Source organism: Pseudomonas jessenii (assembly GCF_002236115.1).
GTDB lineage: Bacteria > Pseudomonadota > Gammaproteobacteria > Pseudomonadales > Pseudomonadaceae > Aquipseudomonas > Aquipseudomonas jessenii.
On sequence record NZ_NIWT01000004.1, the window covers coordinates 303,874 to 318,966 of the forward strand.

A 15,093-nucleotide genomic window follows, 5' to 3' on the forward strand; every position below is an offset into this window, starting at 1 on the left:
AAATGCTTAGGACGCGCGGACAGATCTGTCGCGTTGATTCAGACGTCTTTGCTTTTAGTCTGCAGTAAATCGCTAACAATTATGAGGGGCGCTGGACTTGTTGGCGTCGAATAAAACTTCAGAAAGGAAAGTCTCCAACACGCTATAGTTGGCCTCAAACGAGCGCAATATTTTCTACCATTTTAGCTGATTAAATACTCATTCTGGCTTTAATAAAAACCGTTTTAGCACGTTCTCCAGAGGCTCAAATTCCTCTTTATGAGATGAGTGAAGGTAATGAAATAGCTCCCGCTGACTAATCTTGCCTTCATGAATTATGGTGTTGTATAGATCCTTAGGTTTTTTAACGTCGCCTGAAGGATTTAACTCTGTAATCTTGTTGGGGCCATTCGAATAATGATGGTAGATAGCCTTCTCAACACTTTCAATTGGAATGAAATAAGTATTTTCCGATTTTTTGGCCCAGCCGTAAATTTTCTGATCTCCATCAAGTACCGCAATAACGTTTGGTTTTTCCGAGAAATACTCTTCAGTTATATTGCGTTTTAGTAAGTTTACTACGCTGGTTGCTGTTCCAATATAAATTATCTTGTAGCGGAAAAATAGGTCCTGACGAAATTTATCAATAAGGTATTCTAGAAGATCTTTTAAGATGTCATCTTCCGTGAGGATGTATTTATCCCAGTCCCTGAAGCCGTAGAGTAGACTTTTTATAAGATTGTACGATGCTAGCCTAGGTGCTATTCCACCATCTAGTTCGTCCAGGTAAAAAAGCTCCCCGTGCTCCAAAGTTTTCATGAGCGGAAGGGAGTGAGTTGTGAATAATATGTTTACGCCATACTTGGTGCAAAACTCTCGAAGCCTGGCAGCTAGCTTTGTTTGTGCTGCTGCATCGAGGGAAATGTCTATTTCATCGATCACAATGAGCTTTTTTAAGTTTTTTATTTTTCTGTATAAGCTTATTAGGAAAAATTCTCCGGAGCTTAAATAGTCTTCACGAATGTATTTGCTGTCGTCCAGCAAAATACAATAATAATCAAATTTGTTGACGGTTATCTGTATTAGGTTTTCGAATTTTTCTGTTTTATAAATGTGGTTTAGGAGTTCTATAAGCTCAATAGGCTTTTTATATTGACCGAGAACTATGGAGCGCCTAATTTCACCGTCTGATTTTATTATGTTGTCAAAAAAATTGAACCGCTGGCCGTGCGGCATTGGTAATTCAACATCAATATTGTTTTTTAATTCTTCTGGGATTAGTATTTTTGGATTAAGACTTCTGAGGTTCGGGTCATAGTTGAACTGATACTCCGTAGCGTCCGCCCAGTAGGTAATAGAACTATCATTTCTGAAAATACTGCTAGGCGATGTCTGTGCGAAGGTATCCGCGAACTTCAGGTTTTGTACGGCCTTAATAAGCGTTGTTTTTCCGATGCCATTTTTTCCAGCTAGACAAGTAAGTTTGTGGTCGTCTAGACACAGATCTATAGACATTGATTTTATGTGTTGAATGTTGTTTATTTTTATTGATAAGTTCATGTTATTTTACCGAGCCGCGTATGAACATATCTACAATGGTGGCTCCGTATTTGAGTCTGAGTTTATCTAGGTAGGACGGGTCGGTGGTATTAATATAGTTGAGATATCCCGATAGCGTTGAAATTCCTTTTGTGCTGTCTTTTTCAAGGATTTTGTTAAATTGTGGACGGTCCGTGAGGTAGTAATGAAGCATTACTTCAACCTTGGACTTGAGTTTTGTGTCAATCGTTATCTCCCCGTTTGGCAAAATAACCAGTCCTAGCAGTTTTATTTTCCCCCCTACAGTGGTGTACTTGGTTTTCGCAGGGTTAATTTCGAGTTTTTCATTGAAGTACTCTTTAATGAATTCCTCGATAATACTGTCCAATCCGTATAATCGTTCTGATGATCCGGAAATGATAATGTCATCTGAGTAGCGTGTGTATATCAGGTTTTTCTTGTGGCAGTAATTTTCAACTTGGTTGTCAAATTCAAAGAGACAAGCGTTGCTAAGTGGTGGTGATGTGGAGAATCCCGGTGGTAGGGTGCCGTCTAAGCTGACTAGGCTGACAATTCTACCGATATGCGTTGCTATGTCAGATGCAGGCAGGTTGACGATGTTCTGCAGGATGCATGATTCGATAAGTGCGGCATCAATACTTCCAAAAAAATTTTTTAAATCTACTTGGCAGAAATGTCGACTATGTGCGTGTTGCCGCACTGCATCTACAACATTGATTCCTTTACGGTAGGAGTAAACTACGTTGGTGTTGATTTTTAAAAAGTCAGAAATAAATAAATTTATAAATTTATGATAGGCTCGTAACTTTTCGTCAGCTTTGTAGAATATCCGATTCTTTAGTGGGATTTTTTTACATAGCATTGAAAGCGGCGCTTCAATAAAATCATTAAAATCATATTTGCCGTGATACATGGCTTCAAACAATGATTCTAAGGTCTGCTTAGCCACAGTATAGTTTTCCTTGGCGAAGAACGTAATAAAGATATCCTAGGGGATGCGGGGGCATCTGGAAAGGATTTTGCCAAGTCGTAGATCGGAGAGTCTGAAAGGAGTACGAGAGGATAGGAGGGAGAGGCTTACAGTTTGTGTAACCTCCCGACGCTGAGTACGTAGGAGGCACACAAATGTAACACGGATCAAGGCCTGTAGAGGTCAGCATACGACTGGAAGATTCCCCAATCGCTGACATGCCACAGATACTAGGATCGACTCGTTAAAAAATCAAGTCTGAGCTCTTCGATGGGGCTATACGCGTTTCCTGCGTATTACGACACCTCGCCAGGGCAGACCGTGATCCGTTCTCGCAATAGGTATGAGTCTCAGGCTTGATCCACACTGCTCACGCCGGGCTGAGGGTGCTTTGCTAGAGCAAGGTGGCGGTGCCTATACGGAGGGAAATATCAGCGCAGGATAGACCGGTGATCGACTATATGTCATGGCGCTTGATTATGCGTCTGCTCGGTGGATCGGTGTAGATTTCGTTAGCTATCGACCCACTATTGAATATCCTTTAGATATTCCCTGAGCGCGATGAGTGGAACATAAAGTTGCTCGATCATTTGGCAGCCGGCGAACTCAGCTGAAAGCTTCTCCAACTCCCGCCCCAACGGCTTATCCACACCGCCAATGGCCTCCAGCGCCAACCCCACACACTCACCCACCTTCACCTGAATCGTCTCAACATCCCCCCGCCGCACCAGCAACTCAAACACATCCCGCTGGTAATCCCCCATGACCAAATCATCCCGCAAAATCGGGCTTGAATCTTCCGATTCGTAAGCCAGTTTGAGGGAGAAGAGGGCGACGGTTTCCAGGTGCAATTCCATGGGGGGAATCCTTGATGAGTGTCTTACTGACCGAGGGTGCGAGGATCAAAAAATCGCCAGCAGGCTGGCTCCCACAGGGTGGTGGGGTGTCAGGCACTTTATTGCAGGCGAAAAAAAAGGCCTTGCAAAGCAAGACCTTTCTTAATTTTGGTGCCCCGAGGGAGACTCGAACTCCCACTCCTTTCGAAAACGGATTTTGAATCCGCCGCGTCTACCAATTCCGCCATCAGGGCTCAATGGCGGCGAAGTATAGAGATGAGATAACCGCTGGTCAATCAGGTACATGGAGAATTTTTGATAATTCCGCTAGACTTCCCGGCCCTGCTAGACGAACCCCATCATGCGCGTTGCTGACTTTACCTTCGAGCTCCCTGATTCGCTGATCGCCCGCCATCCGCTGGCCGAGCGGCGCAATAGTCGCCTGTTGACCCTTGATGGGGTCAGCGGCGCCCTGGCACACCGTCAATTCACTGATTTGCTGGAGCATTTGTGCCCCGGCGACTTGATGGTGTTCAACAATACCCGGGTGATTCCGGCGCGGCTGTTTGGCCAGAAGGCTTCCGGCGGCAAGCTGGAAATCCTGGTGGAGCGGGTGCTGGACAGTCATCGCGTGCTGGCCCATGTGCGTTCCAGCAAGTCGCCCAAGCCTGGGTCGAAGATCCTGATCGATGGCGGTGGCGAGGCCGAGATGCTGGCGCGTCACGATGCGTTGTTCGAGCTGGGGTTCGCTGAGGAGGTGTTGCCGTTGCTCGACCGTGTCGGGCACATGCCGCTGCCTCCTTATATAGACCGCCCGGATGAAGGCGCCGACCGCGAGCGTTACCAGACCGTCTACGCCGAGCGTTTGGGCGCGGTGGCGGCGCCGACGGCGGGGCTGCATTTCGATCAGGTGCTGATGGAGGCGATCGCCGCCAAGGGCGTCGAGACTGCGTTCGTGACCCTGCACGTTGGCGCCGGCACTTTCCAGCCGGTGCGGGTCGAGAAGCTCGAAGACCACCACATGCACAGCGAATGGCTGGAAGTCGGCCAGGACGTGGTCGATGCCGTTGCCGCCTGCCGCGCTCGCGGTGGTCGTGTGGTGGCCGTGGGGACCACCAGCGTGCGTTCCCTGGAAAGCGCCGCCCGCGATGGCGTGCTCAAGCCGTTCAGTGGCGACACCGACATTTTCATCTACCCGGGCCGGCCGTTTCATGTGGTCGATGCCCTGGTCACCAACTTCCATTTGCCTGAATCCACGCTGTTGATGCTGGTTTCGGCGTTCGCCGGTTATCCCGAGACCATGGCTGCCTACAAGGCCGCGGTCGACAACGGTTACCGCTTTTTCAGCTACGGTGATGCGATGTTCATCACGCGTAATCCTGCGCCGACTGCCCCTAAAGAATCGGGCCCAGAGGAAACTGTATGAGTCGCACCTGTCGTATGTCTTTCGAGCTGCTGGCCACTGATGGCAAGGCTCGTCGCGGTCGTTTGACCTTCCCGCGCGGTACCGTCGAAACCCCGGCTTTCATGCCGGTGGGCACCTACGGCACGGTCAAGGGCATGCTGCCACGGGATATCGAGGCGACCGGCGCTGAAATCATTCTGGGCAACACTTTCCACCTGTGGCTGCGCCCCGGCACGGAAGTGATCAAGAAGCACGGCGACCTGCACGATTTCATGCAGTGGAAAGGCCCGATTCTGACCGACTCCGGCGGTTTCCAGGTGTTCAGCCTGGGCGCGATGCGCAAGATCAAGGAGGAGGGCGTGACCTTCGCTTCCCCGGTCGACGGCGCCAAGGTGTTCATGGGGCCGGAAGAGTCGATGCAGGTCCAGCGTGACCTGGGCTCCGACATCGTGATGATTTTCGACGAATGCACGCCGTACCCGGCCGACGAAGACGTTGCCCGCATCTCCATGGAATTGTCCCTGCGTTGGGCCAAGCGTTCGAAAGAAGCCCATGGCGACAACACGGCGGCGCTGTTCGGTATCGTTCAGGGCGGCATGCACCAGGACCTGCGTATGCGCTCCCTGGAAGGCCTGGACAAGATCGGCTTCGACGGCCTGGCCATCGGCGGCCTGTCGGTGGGCGAGCCCAAGCACGAGATGATCAAGGTGCTGGATTACCTGCCGGGCATGATGCCGGCTGACAAACCTCGTTACCTTATGGGCGTTGGCAAACCGGAAGACTTGGTTGAGGGTGTGCGCCGCGGTGTGGACATGTTCGATTGCGTGATGCCAACCCGTAATGCCCGCAATGGGCATCTGTTCATTGATACCGGCGTGCTGAAGATCCGTAACGCGTTCCATCGCCATGATGATTCGCCGCTCGATCCGACCTGCGATTGCTATACCTGCCAGAACTTCTCCCGCGCTTATCTGCATCACCTGGACAAGTGCGGCGAAATGCTGGGAAGCATGCTCAATACCATCCATAACTTGCGCCATTATCAAGTGCTTATGGCTGGTTTGCGCGAGGCTATTCAACAGGGTACATTGGCCGCCTTTGTCGATGCCTTCTACGCCAAACGCGGGTTGCCTGTTCCGCCTTTGGACTGAGTTTACTGACCCCAAGATTCAACATTTGCAACTGGAGTGCTAAATGAGCTTTTTTATCTCTAATGCCATGGCAGACGCTGCTGCACCTGCGGCAGCCCCTATGGGCGGCGGTTTCGAGTGGATTTTCCTGGTCGGCTTCCTGGTCATCTTCTACCTGATGATCTGGCGTCCACAGGCGAAGCGCGCCAAAGAGCAGAAAAACCTGCTGAGCAGCCTGCAGAAAGGCGACGAAGTTGTGACCACCGGCGGCATCGCCGGCAAGATCACTAAAGTGGCCGACGATTTCGTCGTTCTGGAAGTTTCCGACACCGTCGAAATGAAGTTCCAGAAAGGCGCCATCGCCGCCACGCTGCCAAAAGGCACGCTCAAAGCGATCTAAGTTTCAACTTCATTTTCAATCGACGGGGCGCGCAAGGCGCCCCGCGTCATAAACGGGCGGCGTGATGCTGAACAAATATCCTCTGTGGAAATACATTCTGATCCTGGCGGTGCTGGCGGTCGGTCTGATTTATTCCGCTCCCAATCTTTATCCTGATGACCCGGCCATTCAGGTCAGCGGTGCAAGCACTGCGCTGCAAGTCAATCAGGCTGATCTGGATCGCGTGAGCGCTGCGCTCAAGGAATCCGGGATCAACGTCAAGGCTGCCACGCTGGCAGAGGGCGGCAAGGGCGGTCTGATTCGCCTGACCAAGGCTGAAGACCAGCTGCCGGCCAAGGACGTCGTGCGCAAGGCATTGGGTGATGACTACGTCGTCGCGCTGAACCTGGCACAAACCACCCCGCAATGGCTGCGCAACCTCGCTGCGCACCCGATGAAGCTGGGTCTGGACTTGTCCGGTGGTGTGCACTTCCTGCTGGAAGTGGACATGGACAAAGCCCTCGACGCGCGCCTGAAAGTCTACGAAGGCGACGTCAAGAGCCTGCTGCGTAAAGAGAAGCTGCGCTATCGCAGTCTGCCGCAACTGGGCGGTGCCATTCAGCTGGGCTTCACTGATGAAGCAGCCCGCGAACAGGCCCGTACGCTGATCCGCAAGAACTTCAACGATTTCGACATTGTTCCGGCCGACCTCAATGGTCAACCGGTGCTGCGTCTGGCGATGACCCCGGCCAAGCTGGCGGAAATCCGTGAATACTCCATCAAGCAGAACTTGACCACGGTACGTAACCGCGTCAACGAGCTGGGTGTTGCCGAACCGATCGTCCAGCGTCAGGGCGCCAACCGCATCGTGGTTGAGCTGCCGGGCGTGCAGGACACCGCCGAAGCCAAGCGTATCCTCGGCAAGACGGCCAACCTCGAGTTCCGTCTGGCGGCTGAGCCGGGTGCTTCGAAAGCCACTTCCGAATCCTTCGAGTTCCGTGAGGGCAACCGTCCTCCTGCGCTGATCGAGCGTGGCCTGATCATCACCGGTGACCAGGTAACCGACGCCAAGGCTGGCTTCGACGAGCACGGCAGGCCAGAAGTGAATATCCGTCTGGATGGCCACGGCGGCGAGCTGATGAGCCGTGCGACCCGTTCGAACGTCGGTCGCAGCATGGCGGTGATCTTCATCGAGCAGCGTCCGGTTACCACTTACACCAAGCAGGTGGTCAACGGCGTCGAGAAAGACGTGCCGGTTCAGACCTTCAAGGAAGAGAAGAAGATCATCAGCCTGGCGACCATTCAGTCGCCGCTGGGTGCTCAGTTCCGCATCACTGGCCTGAACGGCCAGGGCGAGTCGTCCGAACTGGCGCTGTTGCTGCGTGCCGGTGGTCTGGCCGCTCCGATGTACTTTGCTGAAGAACGCACCATCGGTCCAAGCCTGGGTGCCGACAACATCACCAAGGGTATCGATGCATCGCTGTGGGGCATGCTGTTCGTCTCGCTGTTCATCATCGCCATCTACCGCTTCTTCGGCATCATCGCCACTGTCGCGCTGACGGTGAACATGGTGATGCTGCTGGCCTTGATGTCTCTGCTGGGTGCAACGCTGACCCTGCCGGGTATCGCCGGTATCGTGTTGACCATGGGTATGGCGGTCGACGCCAACGTGCTGATCTTCTCGCGGATCCGTGAAGAGATCGCCGCCGGCATGACCGTGCAGCGCGCAATCAACGAAGGCTTCGGCCGGGCATTCACCGCGATTCTCGACGCCAACCTGACAACACTGTTGGTCGGCGGCATCCTCTTTGCCATGGGCACCGGCCCGGTCAAGGGCTTCGCAGTGACCATGTCCCTCGGGATCTTTACCTCGATGTTCACGGCCATCATGGTGACCCGCGCGATGGTCAACCTGATCTTCGGCGGTCGTGACTTCAAGAAGTTGTGGATTTAAGGGGCTGCCATGTTACGTACAATCAACTTCATGGGCGTTCGCAACTTTGCGTTCGGCGTCACATTGTTCCTTACGGTGCTGGCCTTGTTCAGCGTCGCCACCAAGGGCATGAACTGGGGCCTGGACTTCACCGGCGGTACGCTCATCGAGCTGACCTACGAGCGTCCGGCCGACGTCACCAAGGTGCGTGAGCAGCTGGTGACCGCGGGTTATCACGAAGCCATCGTGCAGAACTTCGGTGCAACCACCGACCTGCTGGTGCGCATGCCTGGCGAAGACCCGCAACTGGGTCACCAGGTGGCCGAAGCCTTGCAGAAGGTGGGCGGCGAGAACCCGGCGACGGTCAAGCGCGTCGAGTTCGTCGGCCCGCAGGTGGGTGAAGAGCTGCGCGACCAGGGCGGTCTCGGCATGCTGATGGCGCTGGGCGGCATCCTGATCTACCTGGCGTTCCGCTTTCAGTGGAAGTTTGCGGTCGGTGCGATCGTTTCCCTGATCCACGACGTGATCGTGACCATCGGTATCCTGTCGTTCTTCCAGATCACCTTCGACCTGACGGTGCTGGCGGCGGTGCTGGCGATCATCGGTTACTCGCTCAACGACACCATCGTGGTATTCGACCGGGTTCGTGAGAACTTCCGGGTACTGCGCAAGGCCAGCCTGATCGAGAACATCAACATCTCGACCACGCAAACCCTGCTGCGGACCATGGCGACTTCGATTTCCACCTTGCTGGCGATCGCGGCCCTGCTGCTCTTCGGTGGCGACAACCTGTTCGGCTTCTCCATCGCCCTGTTCATCGGTGTTCTGGCGGGTACTTACTCGTCGATCTACATCGCGAACGTGGTGCTGATCTGGCTGAACCTGAGCACGGAAGACCTGATTCCTCCGGCCAATGCCGAGAAGGAAGTCGACGACCGTCCTTGAAGGAAGCTTCTTTCAGCGATGTAGTCCGAAAAAGGCGCGAGTTGAACTCGCGCCTTTTTTTGTGCTCCAAGGCTGGGAGAAGCGCGGGTTTATCCCGCATTTGATGGTCCAGGAGGTTCATGTGAACAAGTCGATGCTGGTTGGTGCTGTACTGGGTGCTGTCGGTGTGACTGCCGGGGGTGCTGTGGCCACCTACAGCCTGGTTAAAAGCGGCCCGGAGTTCGCACAAGTACTCGCCGTTGAGCCGGTCAAGACACAAATCAAGACTCCACGTGAAGTGTGCAAGGATGTAGCGGTCACCCGGCAGGCGCCGGTGAAAGATCAACATCAGATCGCCGGTACGGTGGTCGGTGCATTGGCAGGTGGTTTGCTGGGTAACCAGATCGGTGGCGGCAGCGGTAAGAAGATCGCCACGGTCGCAGGTGCTGTCGGTGGCGGTTACGCCGGTAACAAGGTGCAGGAAGGCATGCAGGAGCGTGACACCTACACCACCACCCAGACCCGCTGTAACACGGTTAACGACATCAGTGACAAGGTTGTAGGTTACGACGTGCGTTATTCGCTGGACGGCAAGGAAGGCAAGGTGCGCATGGATCGTGATCCGGGGAACCAGATTCCGGTGGATAAGGAAGGCAAGTTGATCTTGTCGGAGAATCAGACGGCTCACTGATCTGCTGACGCTGGATTAAAAAAGAAGCACCCTGCGGGGTGCTTTTTTTGTGCCCGCGATCTATGCGCCACCGCAATCCCCTGTAGGAGCGAGCCTGCTCGCGAAGAACCCAAGGGCGCCGCGTTTATCCAGAATTCCCGCGTTATCGTTGACGACCTTCGCGAGCAGGCTCGCTCCTACAGAGGATTGCGGTGTTTTGAGGGGCAAATTCCAGGCATAAAAAAAGCACCCCGAAGGGTGCTTTTTCTGTCGCTGGAAGCTTAGCGCTTCAGCGAGGCTGGCAGGTGCGGCTGGATGGCCGTCAGGACTGCCTTGAAGCACTTGGTGTTGCCGGCAACGACGTGGCCTTTTTCAAGGAAGTCGTGGCCGCCGGTGAAGTCGCTCACCAGGCCGCCAGCTTCCTGGATCAGCAGGGCGCCTGCCGCCATGTCCCATTCGGACAGGCCCGACTCCCAGAAGGCGTCGAAACGGCCGGCAGCCACGTAGGCCAGGTCCAGGCTTGCAGAGCCGGCGCGGCGGATGCCGGCAGTCTGGCCAACCAGGGCGCGGAACATGCCCAGGTAGTTGTCGAGGTTGTCCATCTGGTCGTCACGGAACGGGAAGCCGGTACCCAGCAGGGCGCCGTCGAGGCTGGTGCGACCGCTGACGCGCAGGCGACGACCGTTCAGTTGAGCGCCGCGACCACGGCTGGCGGTGAATTCTTCCTGGCGAACCGGGTCCAGAACAACAGCGTGCTCAAGACGACCGCGGTATTTGCAGGCGATGCTGACAGCGAAGTGAGGAATGCCGCGCAGGAAGTTGGTGGTGCCGTCCAGCGGATCGATGATCCACAGGTACTCTTCGCCTTCGATGCCGGTGCCGGCGTGCATGCCGGTCTCTTCACCCAGGATCGAGTGATTCGGGTACGCCTTGCGCAGGGCATCGATGATTTTCTGTTCGGCGGCGCGATCCACCTCGGATACGTAATCCTTGGCGTCTTTTTCGTCGACCTTGATGGTATCCAGGCGCTCGATGGAGCGGAAGATCAATTCACTGGCGCTGCGGGCGGCGCGCAGCGCGATATTCAGCATGGGCTGCATGGATGTGTCACCTAAGGTTGTTAAAGAAAGCCGGGCATTCTATCAGAAAGTTTCTACAGGAGAAGGACGACGTTCGCTTTCATGGCTTAACGGTAGGATGAGCTGTAAGATTCTGCTCCCGATTATTGTGTTCGAGAGCGCCTCCCTTGCTGCAAAACATTCGTGTCGTCCTGGTCAATACCAGCCATCCGGGCAATATCGGCGGGGCTGCGCGTGCCATGAAGAACATGGGGCTGTCGCGGCTGGTGCTGGTCGAGCCTCGTGTGTTCCCGCATCACGAGGCCGATGCCCGTGCCTCCGGTGCCGGGGACATCCTTGAAAACGCGCAAGTCGTCGCCACCTTGGAAGATGCCTTGGTCGGTTGCAACCTGGTGCTTGGTACCAGTGCTCGCGACCGGCGCATTCCCTGGCCGCTGCTCGATCCCCGCGAATGCGGAACGAAGGTGGTCGAGGAGGCGGGGCAGGGTGCGGAAATCGCTCTGGTGTTCGGTCGTGAAGATTCCGGCCTGACCAACGAAGAGCTGCAGCGATGTCATTATCACGTGCACATTCCATCAGACCCCGAGTTCAGTTCGCTGAACCTTGGGGCGGCGGTGCAGGTGTTGGGTTATGAAGTGCGAATGTCCTGGCTGGCGGCCCAAGGTCAGCCGAGCAAGGTCGAGAAGGAAGAAGTGGCCTCGGTCAAAAGCGCTGAGCTGGCGACCATGGACGAGCTGGAGCGATTCTATGAGCACCTGGAGCAGACCCTGGTGGCCATCGAATTCCTCGATCCGGAAAAGCCACGGCACTTGATGGCGCGCCTGCGCCGGTTGTACGGACGCAGCTCGGTCAGCCGGGCGGAAATGAATATTTTGCGTGGCATCCTCACGGAAACCCAAAAAGCGGCCCGTGGTGAGCTCCTTAAGCGGAAGGATTAATGATGTTCGAGCGTTTGCGTGAAGATATCCAGAGCGTATTCCACCGAGACCCGGCGGCGCGTAACGCTTTTGAAGTCCTGACTTGCTATCCGGGCATGCACGCCATCTGGATCCACCGTTTGTCGGCGATGCTGTGGCGCGCGGACTTGAAATGGCTGGCGCGGCTGGTGTCGAACTTCGGCCGCTGGTTGACCGGGATCGAGATCCATCCGGGGGCCAAGGTCGGTCGTCGTTTCTTCATTGACCATGGCATGGGCATCGTCATCGGTGAAACCGCCGAGATCGGCGATGACGTCACTATTTATCAGGGCGTGACCCTGGGCGGCACCAGCTGGAACAAGGGCAAGCGTCACCCGACGCTGGGTGATGGCGTCGTGGTCGGGGCGGGCGCGAAGGTGCTCGGCCCGTTCACGGTCGGTGCCGGTGCCAAGGTGGGTTCCAACGCTGTCGTGACCAAGGAAGTGCCGCCGGGTGCCACTGTGGTGGGTATTCCGGGGCGGATCATCGTCAAATCCGACGAAGAACAAGATGCCAAGCGTAAGGCCATGGCCGAGAAAATCGGCTTCGATGCCTATGGTGTGACTGAAGACATGCCTGACCCGGTGGCTCGCGCCATTAACCAGTTGCTCGATCACCTGCAGGCGGTCGATGGACGTCTGGAAGGGATGTGCGGGGCGTTGAAGGACCTGGGCAGCAATTACTGTGCGAAAGATCTGCCTGAGCTGCGCGAAGAAGATTTCGCCTGTGTGAAGGATAAGGATCAGAGTCAGGCCAGCTAAACCGAGTCGAATTCATCGCGAGCAAGCTCGCTCCCACAGGTGATCAAGTTGTACAGGCTGACGCGGTCCAGTGTGGGAGCGAGCTTGCTCGCGATGAACGATAACACGGTACTGCTGGCTGTATATGGCCGGCCTTTGCTATGATGCTGCCGCTCTTTTGCGGGTAAACCTGACTAAAGTACTAGGTCTTATAGTTGACTTAAATACTCGGGAATTGCATACTCGCCTCATTCCGAACTCCGTGGTAATTGTCCATGCGACTGACTACAAAAGGCCGATACGCCGTGACCGCCATGCTTGACCTGGCGTTACACGCGCAGCACGGGCCCGTGTCCCTGGCCGATATCTCCGAGCGCCAAGGCATCTCCCTGTCCTACCTCGAACAGCTTTTCGCCAAGCTGCGCCGCAGCAATCTGGTGTCCAGCGTGCGTGGTCCGGGTGGTGGCTACCAATTGTCCCGCGACATGCAGGGCATCCAGGTCGCCCAGGTGATCGATGCGGTGAACGAATCGGTCGATGCAACCAAATGCCAGGGCCAGGGTGATTGCCATCAAGGCGACACCTGTCTGACCCACCACTTGTGGTGCGATCTGAGCCTGCAAATTCACGAATTTCTGAGCGGTATCAGCTTGGCTGACCTTGTGACTCGCCGTGAGGTGCAAGAAGTAGCCCAGCGTCAGGACCAGCGCCGTTGCAACAGCAAGGCGCCACGCCTGGACAAGATTGAAGCGTCCGCCGTCGAATGACAGCCAAAGAGCTAGCGGCACGCCAGCCAGCCTGATTTAGGAGATAGTCCATGAAATTGCCGATTTACCTTGATTACTCTGCGACCACCCCGGTTGATCCCCGTGTTGCGCAAAAAATGAGTGAATGCCTGCTGGTCGACGGAAACTTCGGTAACCCGGCGTCCCGTTCCCACGTGTTCGGCTGGAAAGCTGAAGAGTCCGTTGAAAACGCTCGTCGTCAGGTCGCTGACCTGGTCAACGCCGACCCGCGTGAAATCGTCTGGACCTCCGGTGCCACCGAATCCGACAACCTGGCAATCAAGGGTGCGGCACATTTCTATGCCACCAAAGGCAAGCACCTGATCACCACCAAGATTGAGCACAAGGCTGTCCTGGACACCATGCGCCAACTGGAGCGTGAAGGCTTCGAAGTGACCTACATCGAGCCTCGTACCGATGGCCTGGTGACCCCGGAGATGATCGAAGCCGAACTGCGCGACGACACCATCCTGGTTTCGGTCATGCACGTGAACAACGAAATCGGCACCGTCAACGACATCGCAGCGATCGGCGAACTGCTCCGTTCCAAGGGCATCCTGTTCCACGTCGACGCCGCTCAGTCCACCGGCAAGGTCGAGATCGACCTGCAGAAGCTGAAAGTCGACATGATGTCGTTCTCCGCCCACAAGACCTACGGTCCTAAAGGCATCGGCGCCCTGTACGTAAGCCGCAAGCCGCGCGTGCGTATCGAAGCGACCATGCACGGTGGCGGTCACGAGCGCGGCATGCGTTCCGGCACCCTGGCGACCCACCAGATCGTCGGCATGGGTGAAGCTTTCCGCGTAGCCAAGGAAGACATGGCTGCCGAGAACGCGCGCATCAAGGCGTTGAGCGACCGTTTCTACAAGCAGGTCGAGCACCTGGAAGAGCTGTACGTCAACGGCAGCATGACCGCCCGCGTTCCGCACAACCTGAACCTGAGCTTCAACTACGTTGAAGGCGAGTCGCTGATCATGGCGCTCAAGGATCTGGCAGTATCGTCCGGTTCGGCCTGCACCTCGGCGTCCCTTGAGCCTTCGTACGTACTGCGCGCCCTGGGCCGCAACGACGAACTGGCACACAGCTCGATCCGCTTCACCTTCGGCCGTTTCACCACCGAAGAAGAAATCGATTACGCCGCGCAGAAAGTCTGCGAGGCCGTTACCAAGCTGCGCGCTCTGTCGCCGCTGTGGGACATGTACAAAGACGGCGTCGATATCTCGAAGATCGAGTGGGCGGCACACTAAACAAAGAAGCCGCCGGATACGGGTCCTGTAGCAGCGCGGCGGTACACGCAGCGTAACTGCAGGGTCTCAAGAGCGGCCCTGATGAGTGAGGATTGAGAATCATGGCTTACAGCGAAAAGGTCATCGACCACTACGAAAACCCGCGCAACGTCGGCAAGATGGACGCGGAAGATCCTGATGTCGGCACCGGCATGGTCGGCGCTCCGGCGTGCGGCGACGTGATGCGCCTGCAGATCAAGGTCAACGAAGCCGGTATCATCGAAGATGCCAAGTTCAAGACTTACGGCTGCGGTTCGGCTATCGCTTCCAGCTCCCTCGCCACCGAGTGGATGAAGGGCAAGACCCTGGACGAAGCGGAAACCATCAAGAACACCCAGCTGGCTGAAGAACTGGCCCTGCCGCCAGTGAAAATCCACTGCTCGGTACTCGCTGAAGACGCCATCAAGGCGGCTGTTCGCGATTACAAACAGAAGAAAGGCTTGATCTGATTTTCGAGTTTT

At 55.6% G+C, this 15,093-nt stretch carries 15 protein-coding genes and 1 tRNA gene; 11 read left to right on the forward strand and 5 right to left on the reverse strand.

What is annotated here, in order from left to right; genetic code table 11:
* Positions 1-198: 198 nt before the first annotated feature.
* The 4 genes from PSJE_RS14495 to PSJE_RS14510 form a co-directional block, all read right to left on the reverse strand.
* Positions 199-1,539 carry an AAA family ATPase gene (locus PSJE_RS14495; protein WP_090453227.1) on the reverse strand — a complete coding sequence of 447 codons (1,341 nt, stop codon included), beginning with the start codon at positions 1,537-1,539 and terminating at the stop codon, positions 199-201.
* 1 nt (position 1,540) lies between these two features.
* Positions 1,541-2,488: a reverse transcriptase domain-containing protein gene (locus tag PSJE_RS14500; protein WP_090453229.1), complete on the reverse strand. Its 948-nt coding sequence runs from the start codon at positions 2,486-2,488 to the stop codon at positions 1,541-1,543.
* A 548-nt stretch (positions 2,489-3,036) separates the two neighbouring features.
* Complete coding sequence (locus PSJE_RS14505) at positions 3,037-3,366, reverse strand: hypothetical protein (RefSeq protein ID WP_090453231.1); 330 nt, start codon at positions 3,364-3,366, stop codon at positions 3,037-3,039.
* 148 nt (positions 3,367-3,514) lie between these two features.
* Positions 3,515-3,599, reverse strand: a tRNA-Leu gene (locus tag PSJE_RS14510).
* A 107-nt stretch (positions 3,600-3,706) separates the two neighbouring features.
* On the opposite strand from PSJE_RS14510, the gene queA reads away from it, so the two are divergent.
* The 6 genes from queA (at position 3,707) to PSJE_RS14540 (ending at position 9,807) form a co-directional block, all read left to right on the forward strand.
* Positions 3,707-4,771, forward strand: coding sequence for a tRNA preQ1(34) S-adenosylmethionine ribosyltransferase-isomerase QueA (gene queA / locus PSJE_RS14515; RefSeq protein ID WP_090453232.1), 1,065 nt, complete (start codon positions 3,707-3,709; stop codon positions 4,769-4,771).
* Between the two features lie 14 nt (positions 4,772-4,785).
* A complete protein-coding gene (gene tgt / locus PSJE_RS14520; protein ID WP_162130301.1) occupies positions 4,786-5,901 on the forward strand; it encodes a tRNA guanosine(34) transglycosylase Tgt in 1,116 nt (371 codons plus the stop codon).
* Between the two features lie 43 nt (positions 5,902-5,944).
* On the forward strand, positions 5,945-6,280 hold the full coding sequence (yajC, locus tag PSJE_RS14525; RefSeq protein WP_007956696.1) for a preprotein translocase subunit YajC: 336 nt from the start codon (positions 5,945-5,947) through the stop codon (positions 6,278-6,280).
* A gap of 64 nt (positions 6,281-6,344) precedes the next feature.
* Positions 6,345-8,213: a protein translocase subunit SecD gene (gene secD / locus PSJE_RS14530; RefSeq protein ID WP_057716306.1), complete on the forward strand. Its 1,869-nt coding sequence runs from the start codon at positions 6,345-6,347 to the stop codon at positions 8,211-8,213.
* Positions 8,214-8,222: 9 nt separating this feature from the next.
* Positions 8,223-9,137: a protein translocase subunit SecF gene (secF, locus tag PSJE_RS14535; RefSeq protein ID WP_090453234.1), complete on the forward strand. Its 915-nt coding sequence runs from the start codon at positions 8,223-8,225 to the stop codon at positions 9,135-9,137.
* A 121-nt stretch (positions 9,138-9,258) separates the two neighbouring features.
* Positions 9,259-9,807: a glycine zipper 2TM domain-containing protein gene (locus tag PSJE_RS14540; RefSeq protein WP_057716304.1), complete on the forward strand. Its 549-nt coding sequence runs from the start codon at positions 9,259-9,261 to the stop codon at positions 9,805-9,807.
* A gap of 260 nt (positions 9,808-10,067) precedes the next feature.
* On the opposite strand, the gene suhB is transcribed toward PSJE_RS14540, so the two are convergent.
* On the reverse strand, positions 10,068-10,886 hold the full coding sequence (gene suhB, locus PSJE_RS14545) for a type III secretion system regulator SuhB (protein ID WP_008053258.1): 819 nt from the start codon (positions 10,884-10,886) through the stop codon (positions 10,068-10,070).
* Between the two features lie 146 nt (positions 10,887-11,032).
* Here suhB and trmJ point away from each other — a divergent pair, with 146 nt between their 5' ends.
* The 5 genes from trmJ to iscU all read left to right on the forward strand — a co-directional run bounded on the left by trmJ (position 11,033) and on the right by iscU (position 15,081).
* Positions 11,033-11,803: a tRNA (cytosine(32)/uridine(32)-2'-O)-methyltransferase TrmJ gene (trmJ, locus tag PSJE_RS14550; RefSeq protein ID WP_008053257.1), complete on the forward strand. Its 771-nt coding sequence runs from the start codon at positions 11,033-11,035 to the stop codon at positions 11,801-11,803.
* 2 nt (positions 11,804-11,805) lie between these two features.
* Positions 11,806-12,582 carry a serine O-acetyltransferase gene (cysE, locus tag PSJE_RS14555; RefSeq protein WP_007982740.1) on the forward strand — a complete coding sequence of 259 codons (777 nt, stop codon included), beginning with the start codon at positions 11,806-11,808 and terminating at the stop codon, positions 12,580-12,582.
* Between the two features lie 254 nt (positions 12,583-12,836).
* Positions 12,837-13,328 (forward strand): Fe-S cluster assembly transcriptional regulator IscR, encoded by a 492-nt coding sequence (gene iscR / locus PSJE_RS14560; RefSeq protein WP_007903581.1) that lies wholly within the window; start codon positions 12,837-12,839, stop codon positions 13,326-13,328.
* Positions 13,329-13,378: 50 nt separating this feature from the next.
* The gene (locus PSJE_RS14565) at positions 13,379-14,593 is read left to right on the forward strand and encodes an IscS subfamily cysteine desulfurase (protein WP_057716303.1); all 1,215 of its coding nucleotides are present in this window, start codon (positions 13,379-13,381) and stop codon (positions 14,591-14,593) included.
* Positions 14,594-14,694: 101 nt separating this feature from the next.
* On the forward strand, positions 14,695-15,081 hold the full coding sequence (gene iscU, locus PSJE_RS14570; protein WP_028620148.1) for a Fe-S cluster assembly scaffold IscU: 387 nt from the start codon (positions 14,695-14,697) through the stop codon (positions 15,079-15,081).
* Positions 15,082-15,093 lie beyond the last annotated feature (12 nt).

Bases quoted from the DNA above. Each gene is read 5' to 3' on its own strand.
- PSJE_RS14495 (WP_090453227.1), bottom strand. From the start codon at position 1,539: ATGAACTTATCAATAAAAATAAACAACATTCAACACATAAAATCAATG.
- PSJE_RS14505 (WP_090453231.1), bottom strand. From the start codon at position 3,366: ATGGAATTGCACCTGGAAACCGTCGCCCTCTTCTCCCTCAAACTGGCT.
- queA (WP_090453232.1), top strand. From the start codon at position 3,707: ATGCGCGTTGCTGACTTTACCTTCGAGCTCCCTGATTCGCTGATCGCC.
- tgt (WP_162130301.1), top strand. From the start codon at position 4,786: ATGTCTTTCGAGCTGCTGGCCACTGATGGCAAGGCTCGTCGCGGTCGT.
- yajC (WP_007956696.1), top strand. From the start codon at position 5,945: ATGAGCTTTTTTATCTCTAATGCCATGGCAGACGCTGCTGCACCTGCG.
- secD (WP_057716306.1), top strand. From the start codon at position 6,345: ATGCTGAACAAATATCCTCTGTGGAAATACATTCTGATCCTGGCGGTG.
- secF (WP_090453234.1), top strand. From the start codon at position 8,223: ATGTTACGTACAATCAACTTCATGGGCGTTCGCAACTTTGCGTTCGGC.
- suhB (WP_008053258.1), bottom strand. From the start codon at position 10,886: ATGCAGCCCATGCTGAATATCGCGCTGCGCGCCGCCCGCAGCGCCAGT.
- cysE (WP_007982740.1), top strand. From the start codon at position 11,806: ATGTTCGAGCGTTTGCGTGAAGATATCCAGAGCGTATTCCACCGAGAC.
- iscR (WP_007903581.1), top strand. From the start codon at position 12,837: ATGCGACTGACTACAAAAGGCCGATACGCCGTGACCGCCATGCTTGAC.
- PSJE_RS14565 (WP_057716303.1), top strand. From the start codon at position 13,379: ATGAAATTGCCGATTTACCTTGATTACTCTGCGACCACCCCGGTTGAT.
- iscU (WP_028620148.1), top strand. From the start codon at position 14,695: ATGGCTTACAGCGAAAAGGTCATCGACCACTACGAAAACCCGCGCAAC.